The sequence below is a fragment of the Mesorhizobium comanense genome (assembly GCF_005503535.1).
Taxonomy (GTDB): domain Bacteria; phylum Pseudomonadota; class Alphaproteobacteria; order Rhizobiales; family Rhizobiaceae; genus Mesorhizobium; species Mesorhizobium comanense.
Window position 1 is genome coordinate 1 of record NZ_SCNN01000055.1, and the last position, 9,877, is coordinate 9,877.

Below are 9,877 nucleotides of genomic sequence, written 5' to 3' on the forward strand. Positions count from 1 at the left end.
ATAGGCCGCGTCTGGCTCTCTCCCGCTCAAGCGTCAGTGCAATGTTGGCGCGCAACGGGTTGTTGACCACGCCTCCGTCGTCTCGTTTCATAAATCGATGTAGTCGCACAAACCTGCCTTTTCGACCTGTCCTTTTTCGCGCGGATCATCCATAGTAAACTGTCAAATCTGCAGCGAGGAAAAGGCTATGACCATACTCAAATTCCTACTAGGGGGTGCCGTCGCCATCGCGGGCGCCGCAGCTCTTCCATCCCAATCGAAAGCTTCGGAATGGGGCTGTCAGGTCCTCCTATGTCTTTCCGGCGACTGGCAAGGCACCCCCTCGTGCCACCCGCCAATTTACAAGTTGATTGCGGCGATGGAAGCCCCGGGTTTTAATTGGCCGACCTGCCCGCAAGCCAACTCCAGCGCGGCGAGATTTGAGAAGTATGAGGATTGTCCGTCTGGCTGGCAAGCAGTTGGCAGTTCCGAATCCGATCGGCCGGGCTTAGGTCAAGAACGGAACATCTGCCGCATCGCGGCCGATAGGCTCTCCTTGCCCGTTGTTTTCAAAAACAGCGCCCTCGGCGGGCATCATGGAGAGGGATCCCGTTCGGTCCTAATCGAAATCGACGGTAAGGTGGTTGCGGCAACAATCCAGACCGCGGGAAACGATCGAGGGCATTCCCTTGGTAATGGCCCCACCTACTTCACCATCCCTCGACCGATGCGCGGAAAGCCCTGGTTCATCGAGTATGATGACGCGAACGGCGTGCGCCAGAAAAGCTGGTTCAATCTCAACATGCCCTAAGCCAGGCGATCGAGCAGGACGAGGCACTATCAGGGTCACAATTCTGGAGGTTTGTAGTGTTTAAGGTACTTCTCCTGTCCACTGTGATTTTGAACACAGGCGCTGTGTTGATGGCGGCTAGTCAGAGCGACAAGCCGCGATCAAACGTGGACAATCCTATGTGGCCCGCTTCACTGAAATGGGACTGCAAGACCGCAGCCAAAATCGTGTGTGAGCGTGATGGCAGTTGCTCCGTGGCTGAGGACCACACTCGATTTGTGCTGAACTACGGCAGCAACGAAGCTGAGTTTCCGGCCAGCAATGTCAGGATCAAACGCCACTATCAGCAGACCGTGCAGGGGAGCCCTTTGCAGCAGGAAGTTAAAGTTGAACTGGCCGACAATCGCGTTCTTTGGCTGACGGCCGTGGATGCCAGCCGCACTTATTCGCAAGCGTGGGTCGGCGCACTGAGCGAATTGAAGGGTGGCGCGGTACTGATGGAATCCGAGGGGGTCTATTGCTGGCCGCACAAGTGAGCGCGCCGAGAGGGGGGCGAGCGAAGGCCGATATGGTCCCACTTGGGACGCCGGCGGTGAAGGAGAGTTCAGAGTCTCCAGCAAAGTTGTAACCAGACAGGGAGGTGGTGTTAATTAACATCGATCTGTCGAAGCCGAGGCTTAGAGGAAGCCATAATGTTGCAGAACTGATCGGTTGTCTCTTGATTATAGTCAACAAGACTTTTAGTAAGCGCGATAAATACCTAGAAGCATTAAGAAATATTAAACTTTTACTGGTGAAAGTCGCATAATCTATCTTATGGAACTTGCCGGCAGTTTCAGAAGTGTTGCAATTCAGGCCGCGAGCCGTATCTGCGCATGGGCTTCCTTTCTTCCGGAGGAAGACTGCTTCGTCGACGCATTCGCAACGTTGAATGAGGTGGTTGCGGGCCGCGAAGCGGAGCTCCTCAATAGAGGAGCGTAGCGGCCCGTGAACACCGGCACGCTGGGGAAATTTCAACGAAGGTATGTTTCTCGTCGCAGTTTGAAGTTACCTTCGAGTCATGCCGTGTTTGAAGCTGCGCAATCCATCGCTGCCTCCGTCGTTGGCTGGCTGGGTCCTAACGGACCACCACGGCTGGCCGCGCTATTGGCCGACAATCTGGGTGGAAATGGCCATGCTCGCGCTTCCAGCCGAACCCAGCAGGTGCATCTCGGCGCTTTGGAGCGCTTTTATGTGTCGGCCGAGACGCAACTGGGAACGGATCGGCTGGATAGTGTCCTCGCAGCGGGCGACTTCAATGCTCTTGAGAATGTCTTGGCCGGCTTTCTCGGGAAGTTGCGCAATGATGGATTGATCTCCGGAGCAGACCGATCGGGTCCCTGGACGAACAGCACTGAGATTCGTCGGTGACATCATGCGGTTGCGCGGCAGATCGTCTGCCGCAGAGATCTCCGACATTGAGGCAGGGTTGCTACGCCTTGAGCGCCCGCCTGCCCGGCACGCCAAGCGTAATAGATATCTACCGCATATTCGGGCAGCACCGTGATGATCGCTACAACGGCGAGGATCAGCCCGGCTGAAATCTGCCCCTCCGCGGTTTCGGCCCCCCACGACAGCGTGAAGCCCGCTGAAAGGATCGCTGCACCGAAGACCGCCGCGTCGAGGATAGGGTCGGGTCGCCAGCCGACCGCCCGCAAAAGGATCGCCGGAACCATTGCAAGGATTGCAACTATGATTGAGATCCAGAGTTTTCGCACGCTCGGCTTTCCCTCAGATTTTGCTCGAACAGTTCCGCTCAAACCCGGAATCTGATCAGCACCCATGATGCTTCTCGCGCCGCGCACGACAGCTGACGTCCCGGACGTTCGCGATCCGCGCCGCTCAATAGTTACATCCTGTAGCCAGTACGGGATCAATGACTATATTCTCGATCGAAAACTTCATCTGACAGTGCGGCCTTGGAAGGCCAAATCCAATTTCATTGTGCCCCTTGTTCTGTAGTGGCTACAGGACGCGTGGTCCGCGGGGAGACTAGGGACTGAGTTCGAATCGCGACTGTAGAGAGAACTATGAAAACCGGTGTTGCAACGCGGTGGTGATCGGCGGAGGGCGGTCCGACGGGAATGATGTTGCGAAGGCGAGCTAGCGCTGGCGGGCGTCGATGTCACGATTGTTGAGGGGCGCCCGGCGCACAGCCGGTCAGGAACGGTGTCACAAAAGTATCTTTGTCCAGTCGTAAAATGATTTTGGTCAAATCGTAAACTGCTGGGATCGGAAGCCATTTCCGGTGTGCATTCCACGGAGGACGTCTTAATCACTGCGATAGGTCCGAGCTCCGACGATCCGCGGACGACTGGCCACACGCGAGTGTTCCGCTTCAAGGCGACGCCGCGCGGCTTTGGGCAATGCAGTTAATTCACTTTGGACTGGCAAGCCGGTCTGTTCCGGCCACCAAAAACGGAGAGGCATCCATGAACATCAAAAGCGCTCATTCTGCTCAAACCACCTTGCTCGGCTTTGCCGCTGCATTTCTGATCCTCGCCGCCGAGCCCCTTTCTGCCGAAGAGATCCAGTTTATTGTCACTTCGGATGTCCACTTTGGCATCACCCGCGCGGACTTCCAAGGCGGCAAGGATGTGAATGCCGAGGCCGTCAATAAAGTGATGGTCGGCAAAATGAACGCGTTGCCGGCGCTAACGTTGCCGACCGACTACGGCGTGAAATCCGGCGAAGAGATCGGTCCGATCGACTTCGTTGCGGTAACGGGCGACATCGCAAACCGCATGGAGGTCAATGATGGCACCGCCATCCAAAGCGCCGCCGCGTCGTGGGCGCAGTTCAAGACCGTTTTTGTTGATGGTTTGACCCTGAAGGACGAAGCAGGCAACAAGTCACAGTTGTTCGTCGTTCCGGGTAACCACGACGTGTCCAACGCTATCGGCTTCTACAAGAAGATGGAGCCTGCCACCGACGCGACGTCCATGGTGGAAATCTACAACATGGAGGTCAAGCCCGCTACCCCCATTACCACTAGCACCTACAACTATGCTACCGATCGGATCCACTACAGCCGCGACGTTGGCGGAATCCACTTCGTGTTTCTTAACGTTTGGCCGGATGCGGTTGAGCAGGCTTGGCTTGAAACCGACCTGAAAAATGTTCCTGCGACCACTCCCGTCGTACTATTTACTCACGACGGGCCTGTGTTGGAGGCCAAACATCTGACCAACCCCAACGGGGCCGGGGACATCAATGCCACGGATAAATTTGAAAATCTGTTGGTGAAAGCAAGCGAGACAACCGTCAAAGAACCGACTCTGACCGAACAGCAGACCTTCGTCGACTTTGTAAAAAAATATCCCAACATTGCGGCTTATTTTCACGGCAATACAAATCTGAGCCAGTATTACGACTATGCTGGTCCGGACAACAGCCTGGGCCTGCACGTCGTGCGCGTCGACTCTCCGATGAAGGGGGAGGTCTCCGCCAAGGACGAAACCAAGCTTTCATTTCAGCTTGTGACGCTCGACACAGCCAACCGCCTGATGACGGTGCGTGAAGCGCTGTGGAACGCCGACAAGTCGGCCTCCTCCCCCGTTGTGTTTGGTGCCTCTGTAACCTTCGCTCTGGCCCCCCGGCCAGTCGATTAGATGTTTCGTCTTCGGATCGGACGCGACCTGACCGCGACGTCCGGGTTTCGGTACAGACAGAGGCGTTACTCATGATGCGCAACACTGCCGGTCCCCTGACTAGCAGTGTTTTCCGCCGTCATCGGACATTGTTTTCGATGTGCCTGCCGTGTACCCGCGTCGTGAGTTCGTCGTGGCGCGGTGGTGGCGGGAGTTCCTCAAATCCCCTCATGCTCAGTCAGAATGACCGGGAACTTCGGCGAGGACTTTGATAATTCGCACGCGGCGACTTACCATTTCGCACTCGTTGATCATCCGGTTGAGTTCTTTCCTTAGCAGCGGTGCAATCCGGCTTTCAGCAGCGGTTAATTGATCGGTGACGATTCGGCTCACTTGTCCCCACCATGCTTCTGAATTGCGGCCGTGCCTCGTTAAGACAAGTGACGACCGCCTAAGCAGGGTGTACTGCGAAGGATGGTGCGCGGGACCTGCGACCATCGGCTTGCATGGACGCGCCGGCATCATGCTACGGAAGGCCAAAATTCAATTTTACAGTTCTGTAGCGGCAACAGGAGGTATGTGGTCCGCGCGCAGAGGTTCGAATCGCGACCGGAGGGAACGATTATTCCGATGTTGCGACGGGCGGCGGGGGTATGAGCCTGATCCGCTCGTTGCACGGCCTTAAAACGTAGTAGAGCAAAGCATGCCGGTGTCCAAAAAAAAACGAGTTGATTGTGTAGCGGCTACAGGACGTATCCTAGCGAACCTGTAGAAATACGGCGGAGCGTTTAGCGCTGGTAAGTTTCGCTAGGGTTACGCTGCTGAGGTGATGCCATGTTCAAACATATCTTAATCCCGACCGATGGCTCAAGCCTGGCGCAAGGGGCTCTTGCTCATGCTGTCGAGATCGCAAAAGAGATCGGGGCAAAGATCACGGTGGTTGCCATCTCTGATCCCTTTCACGCCTCGATCGTCGAACCGATGCGCGTAAAGGAGACTTTGGAGGCTCATGATCGGCTCGCCGAGAGTAGCGCAGCGACGATCCTAAGCCGTGCGAGCGCCGCTGCTGAAGCAGCTGGCGTGACCTGCAATACTGTCCATGTGTGCGCTGAGCCAGCTCACAGGGCGATTGTTGAAACGGCGCAAAAGGAAGGCTGCGATCTAATTATCATGGCCTTGAACCGGCATCGCGGCATTTCAGCAGTTCTGCATGAGAGCGAAACAGTGCTGGTCCTCAAACACTGCACGGTCGCGATGCTCATTGTTTAGCGCTTTTTGCAAGAAGCGGTTGGTCCGCGCAGCTACATGCAAGCTGCCTTGTCGGCGTCTTTAGCACAAGATCATGCGTAGGCACGATTGACGGCCATCACTTGACAAGCCGTGTCGCGAACTCTGCGCGGCCGGGCCGTCGTCGCCGAGGAATGTCGAGGGCGGAACGAAGAACAGGCTGCCCGTCGTCGCACGGCTGAAATCGAGCAGCCGGTCGTGTTTCCCGGCGGATCGCGACGAACATATTCTCAAGCATCCGCTCGATGTGCGTCGGCGAGCGCGCATAACCGATGAAATAGGTGCGAACTCGCCGAACGGCAGTTTGTCCCGCACGATCGAAGCGGCTACCCGGGTGCGGAGCAGTTTATAGACTACCTGCTTGATCTTCTTCTATCATCGACGATGCCGCCGCGTTACGCTGTCGGCAGATGGAAGCGGACGCCAAGCCCTCCCAACCGCGACGTCAGGAACTGAATGTCCTGGCCATAGATCGCGAGGATGTCGGAGGCGATGGCGAGGCCAAGCCCCGCCGACCCGCCTTTCTCGTCGTGCCGACGGCCCCGTTCGGTCAGGCGCGACAGATCGTCGGGGACGCCTCCCATGCCATCGTCGCCGACTTCGATCAAAAGACCCTGCTCCGTCCGCGTCGCGACCACTTCGACGCGTGTGGCCGCATGGCGTACGGCATTCTCCATCAGATTACCCAGCACCTCGTTGAGGTCATCGCGATCGACCGCGGCAGCCAATGCCGTCTCTCCGGTCACATCGATGACCACGATCTCGCCGGCGGGTGTCCGCTTCAGGATGCCTGCGATGGTCTCGGCGACGGCGACGACCGGCACCGGTGGCGTGCTGCCCATTTGATAGCGCTGCCGCACGCGCACGAGTTCGCGCTCGACGATCCTCCGCATGCGGATCGCCACGGCATCGATGTCGTCCGCGATCGCCCGCTCCCCGCGATCGCGCAAACGAGCGATGTCCGAAGCGAGGGCGGTGAGCGGGGTCTTGAGGCCGTGGGCGAGGTCGGCCGCGCGGTCCTGGGCGCGCTTGATGTCTATTTCCTGGTGTTCGAGCAGGCGGTTCAACTCGTCGACAAGCGGCCGTATCTCGCTCGGCACATCGCTGCCGAGACGCCTGCGGTGCCGGTCGCGCACGGCCTGAACTTCCGCGCCAATACCAGAGATCGGGCGCAGGCCAGCGCCCGACTGAATCCAGGCGCCGACGAGAAGCACCAGTCCGAGAAGAGCAAGGCCAGGCACCAAATCCCACGCAAAGCCAGAAGCCAGTTCATCGGATTCCGCGCGGTTGACCCCGACCGAGATCCGCACCGGCCGCCCACCTGACAGGATGATGCTTGTCTCGCGCAGCTTCAGAATTCCACTGTCCGGCGCCTCGACGTTGCTGGCAAGAGTTTGTCCCGGTGACAGGACGCCTTCAGCGAGCGGCAGCTCGGCGTCCCACAAGGAGCGAGATCGCAAGGACGTATGGCGCGTCTCGTCACGGACCTGCCAATAGAGGCCGGAATTGATATCTTGGAACCGTGGGTCCGTCGGGTCAAGCGCGAGGCGCAGCCCGCCGCCTGGCTGATCGACGCGGAGATTGCCGGCGAGCTGCCCGATATAACCATCGAGTTCTTGGGCGAGACGCCGGTCGAGATAACGGCCGAACAGGTCCATGAGTCCATAGGCCGCGAGCGACAGCGCCACCGCGATGCCCGCCAGCGCAAACAGGAACAACCGGACGCGGATGGAACTGCTGGGGCCGATCACGGGTTCGGAACGCCGGAAATGCAGTAGCCGAAGCCGCGGCGCGTTTCGATGAAATCGCCGCCGAGCTTGCGCCGTACACGGCCGACCAGGACCTCGACGGCGTTCGACTCGCGCTGGAAATGCTCCGCCTGCAGATGCTCCGACAGCTCCTGCTGGGGAACGACCCGGCCGGAATGGTGCATCAGATATTGGACAAGACGGTACTCCTGCGGGGTGAGCGAAACCGGAACGCCGCGGCGCGTCACCCGCATCTGGCGTGTGTCGAGCGATACCTCGCCGGACCGGAGCACGGTGTCGGCGTGACCGGCGTTGCGGCGCAGCACCGCCCGCAACCGCGCCAGCAACTCGTCCAGTTCGAATGGCTTTGGCAGATAGTCGTCAGCGCCGGCGTCGATGCCCTCGACACGTTCGCTCCAGGAGCCACGCGCGGTCAAAACCAGCACCGGGGTGCGGCGGCCAGCGTGGCGCCATCGTTTCAACACTGTCAGGCCGTCCATGCCGGGCAGGCCGAGGTCCAGCACGATGGCGGCGTAGTCCTCGGTGTCGCCCTTGAACCAGGCTTTCTCGCCGTCGCTCTCGGTGTCGACGAGGTAATCATGGGCACGCAGCGCGGTCGCGACGTCAGCCGCGATCCTGCGGTCGTCCTCAACGAGGAGGATGCGCATGGTCAATCCTCATCGATCTCGATGATGCGTCCGTCGCGACCATCGACCTTCACCTCACGCCGTCTCCCTCCCGACTGGAGGACATAGAATTCGTAGATCGGAATTTCCTTCTTATCCTTGAATTCGGTCTCAACGATGGCCCCCGGAACCGTGCGCTGAACGATCTCGATGATCTCCTTCAACGACTTGGTCGCGCCCCGCGCGCGATCCCGAAGCGCGCGGTCGGCATCCTCACGGTCATTGTCGTCGTCGTCCGCGCGCGTAGATACCGGCGCTGCAAGCACCCCGAAAGCCATGAGCAGGAAACGACGCCGATCCATCCGTGTCTTGTCGCCCGCTCAAGATGACAAAACACTGAAAGGCTCCGTCAGCGGTCCGTCATCGCGATCCTGTCAAACCCCGGCCAACCGCTTCGGCGGCCAAAGAGGCAATCGAAACGAAAGGACAGACCCATGCGCATCATTCTCGCCTCCCTCGCTGCGACCGCCACCCTCGCTCTGGCAAGCCCGGCCTTCGCCGACGACAGTTACCGCCACTGCGGAAACGTCGAACGCACGCAATGGATGAGCGTTTCAGAAATCTCGGCCAAAGCCGAAGCGAACGGCTTGACCGTCCGCGAGGTTGATCGGGACAATGGATGCTACGAGATCAAGGGCCTCGATGCAACGGGCCAGCGGGTCGAGGTCACCATGCACCCGGTCTCGGGCGAAGTGATCGAGACCGAGACCGAGACCGACGACTAACGGACCACCTCGGCCCAATCACGGGGGCGGCGCATGTACGCCGTCCCCGGTGGCGCCTCGACGCGGCAGACCCAAAACGCGGTGGTCAAGTCGGCTCGAATCCGTCAGGCTTCAGTTTGAGACGGCGAAAATCTTCGCCAATGCGCCGGCCGAGGGCGATGGTACTGTCGGTGAGCATCTTCTTGTGACCCGTGTCGACATCGCTCCAGGCGGTGACCGGAAGCGGCGGCCGCGATGTCCGCGTGCGGTCGAGGAGCCGCCGGTGCTGAACACCATCGACCGGATCCTTGACGCAGCGCTTGACGGCCATGGCTTGGCCTATCGATCATGCAACAAGCCGACAAGGCCGTGGGGGTACTTGCATTGTGCTTGTAGCTGCCCTGATGCGCATTGCCAGATTTTGCACTCGTATGGTGCGGCGGCGCTGCCCATCATCGTGGCTTGCTCCTTTGAAATATTCTTCCATTTGGCTGTGCGCTCAAAAGCCGTCGCTCGAGCTGACCGCAGCGCCATCTACCCACTCTCTCGATTCCTTAGCGGTTCTATAGAACCGCGTTGCGGTCACAGAGCCGACACAGAGGCGGCGCTATGCAGCGTCGCACGGCTCGTCAGTTTGTTCGTTTCCGCTCATGCTGCCGTAAAATTGCCATTGAGAGCGCCGTAGCACATTTCAACTTCGATAAGATCAGGGACTTTACTGCATATGCCGCCGAAGTCTGAGCTGACCGATCCGGACAATCCGGATTCCAAGGCCGATACGCTGCCTGGGCCCGATGCGCGCCTGCAGATGTTTGGCTTCTGGAGCCGCTACCAGCATTTTGCCATGCCCGTCGCAGGCGTGGTCATCGCGGCCATCACCGTGGTGGTGCTGCAGCGATTCCTGGTCGAGCTCTCGGTAGAACGTGTGCTGGAATCGGCGGGAAATATTCCCGGCAAGCACCTCTTGATCGCACTTGCGCTGACAGCCGTGAGTTTTGCCTCCGTCGCTTTCTATGATGTCGTGGCCGTGGAGACGATCGCACCCGGGCGTATC

The 9,877-nt window shown here is 59.0% G+C and carries 13 protein-coding genes and 1 pseudogene; 7 read left to right on the top strand and 7 right to left on the bottom strand.

Going from position 1 to position 9,877, the window contains the following annotated elements:
* Positions 1-187 precede the first annotated feature (187 nt).
* From FFS37_RS35240 to FFS37_RS35250, 3 genes are all read left to right on the top strand, one after another.
* Complete coding sequence (locus tag FFS37_RS35240) at positions 188-790, top strand: hypothetical protein (RefSeq protein ID WP_137935500.1); 603 nt, start codon at positions 188-190, stop codon at positions 788-790.
* Between the two features lie 56 nt (positions 791-846).
* On the top strand, positions 847-1,305 hold the full coding sequence (locus tag FFS37_RS35245; protein WP_137935501.1) for a hypothetical protein: 459 nt from the start codon (positions 847-849) through the stop codon (positions 1,303-1,305).
* Between the two features lie 451 nt (positions 1,306-1,756).
* Complete coding sequence (locus FFS37_RS35250) at positions 1,757-2,179, top strand: hypothetical protein (RefSeq protein ID WP_137935502.1); 423 nt, start codon at positions 1,757-1,759, stop codon at positions 2,177-2,179.
* A 2-nt stretch (positions 2,180-2,181) separates the two neighbouring features.
* Here the strand turns inward: FFS37_RS35250 and FFS37_RS36090 are convergent, their stop codons facing one another.
* Positions 2,182-2,592, bottom strand: coding sequence for a hypothetical protein (locus FFS37_RS36090; RefSeq protein ID WP_210240520.1), 411 nt, complete (start codon positions 2,590-2,592; stop codon positions 2,182-2,184).
* A gap of 648 nt (positions 2,593-3,240) precedes the next feature.
* Between FFS37_RS36090 and FFS37_RS35260 the strand changes: the two genes are divergently transcribed.
* Positions 3,241-4,419 carry a metallophosphoesterase family protein gene (locus tag FFS37_RS35260; RefSeq protein WP_171026559.1) on the top strand — a complete coding sequence of 393 codons (1,179 nt, stop codon included), beginning with the start codon at positions 3,241-3,243 and terminating at the stop codon, positions 4,417-4,419.
* Between the two features lie 213 nt (positions 4,420-4,632).
* On the opposite strand, the gene FFS37_RS35965 is transcribed toward FFS37_RS35260, so the two are convergent.
* Positions 4,633-4,791, bottom strand: coding sequence for a hypothetical protein (locus tag FFS37_RS35965; protein WP_171026560.1), 159 nt, complete (start codon positions 4,789-4,791; stop codon positions 4,633-4,635).
* Between the two features lie 441 nt (positions 4,792-5,232).
* Between FFS37_RS35965 and FFS37_RS35265 the strand changes: the two genes are divergently transcribed.
* Positions 5,233-5,667 carry a universal stress protein gene (locus FFS37_RS35265; RefSeq protein WP_137935504.1) on the top strand — a complete coding sequence of 145 codons (435 nt, stop codon included), beginning with the start codon at positions 5,233-5,235 and terminating at the stop codon, positions 5,665-5,667.
* Between the two features lie 60 nt (positions 5,668-5,727).
* Here the strand turns inward: FFS37_RS35265 and FFS37_RS35270 are convergent, their stop codons facing one another.
* The 4 genes from FFS37_RS35270 to FFS37_RS35285 all read right to left on the bottom strand — a co-directional run bounded on the left by FFS37_RS35270 (position 5,728) and on the right by FFS37_RS35285 (position 8,421).
* A complete protein-coding gene (locus FFS37_RS35270; protein WP_171026561.1) occupies positions 5,728-6,000 on the bottom strand; it encodes a Dyp-type peroxidase in 273 nt (90 codons plus the stop codon).
* A gap of 80 nt (positions 6,001-6,080) precedes the next feature.
* On the bottom strand, positions 6,081-7,436 hold the full coding sequence (locus FFS37_RS35275) for a sensor histidine kinase (RefSeq protein WP_137935505.1): 1,356 nt from the start codon (positions 7,434-7,436) through the stop codon (positions 6,081-6,083).
* Positions 7,433-8,101 (bottom strand): response regulator transcription factor, encoded by a 669-nt coding sequence (locus FFS37_RS35280; protein ID WP_137935506.1) that lies wholly within the window; start codon positions 8,099-8,101, stop codon positions 7,433-7,435. The genes FFS37_RS35275 and FFS37_RS35280 overlap by 4 nt, the downstream gene beginning before the upstream one ends.
* Positions 8,102-8,103: 2 nt before the next feature.
* Positions 8,104-8,421: a PepSY domain-containing protein gene (locus FFS37_RS35285; RefSeq protein WP_137935507.1), complete on the bottom strand. Its 318-nt coding sequence runs from the start codon at positions 8,419-8,421 to the stop codon at positions 8,104-8,106.
* A gap of 132 nt (positions 8,422-8,553) precedes the next feature.
* Here FFS37_RS35285 and FFS37_RS35290 point away from each other — a divergent pair, with 132 nt between their 5' ends.
* Positions 8,554-8,844, top strand: a complete 291-nt coding sequence (locus tag FFS37_RS35290) for a PepSY domain-containing protein (protein WP_137935508.1) — start codon at positions 8,554-8,556, stop codon at positions 8,842-8,844.
* 85 nt (positions 8,845-8,929) lie between these two features.
* On the opposite strand, the gene FFS37_RS35970 is transcribed toward FFS37_RS35290, so the two are convergent.
* Positions 8,930-9,154, bottom strand: coding sequence for a hypothetical protein (locus FFS37_RS35970; RefSeq protein WP_171026562.1), 225 nt, complete (start codon positions 9,152-9,154; stop codon positions 8,930-8,932).
* Between the two features lie 393 nt (positions 9,155-9,547).
* Here FFS37_RS35970 and FFS37_RS35300 point away from each other — a divergent pair.
* Positions 9,548-9,877: pseudogene (locus FFS37_RS35300) on the top strand (hypothetical protein); the annotation flags it as partial.

Coding starts and splice junctions, on each gene's coding strand:
- FFS37_RS35240 (WP_137935500.1), top strand. CDS start 188: ATGACCATACTCAAATTCCTACTAGGGGGTGCCGTCGCCATCGCGGGC.
- FFS37_RS35280 (WP_137935506.1), bottom strand. CDS start 8,101: ATGCGCATCCTCCTCGTTGAGGACGACCGCAGGATCGCGGCTGACGTC.
- FFS37_RS35290 (WP_137935508.1), top strand. CDS start 8,554: ATGCGCATCATTCTCGCCTCCCTCGCTGCGACCGCCACCCTCGCTCTG.
- FFS37_RS36090 (WP_210240520.1), bottom strand. CDS start 2,592: ATGGGTGCTGATCAGATTCCGGGTTTGAGCGGAACTGTTCGAGCAAAA.
- FFS37_RS35260 (WP_171026559.1), top strand. CDS start 3,241: ATGAACATCAAAAGCGCTCATTCTGCTCAAACCACCTTGCTCGGCTTT.
- FFS37_RS35285 (WP_137935507.1), bottom strand. CDS start 8,421: ATGGATCGGCGTCGTTTCCTGCTCATGGCTTTCGGGGTGCTTGCAGCG.
- FFS37_RS35265 (WP_137935504.1), top strand. CDS start 5,233: ATGTTCAAACATATCTTAATCCCGACCGATGGCTCAAGCCTGGCGCAA.
- FFS37_RS35970 (WP_171026562.1), bottom strand. CDS start 9,154: ATGGCCGTCAAGCGCTGCGTCAAGGATCCGGTCGATGGTGTTCAGCAC.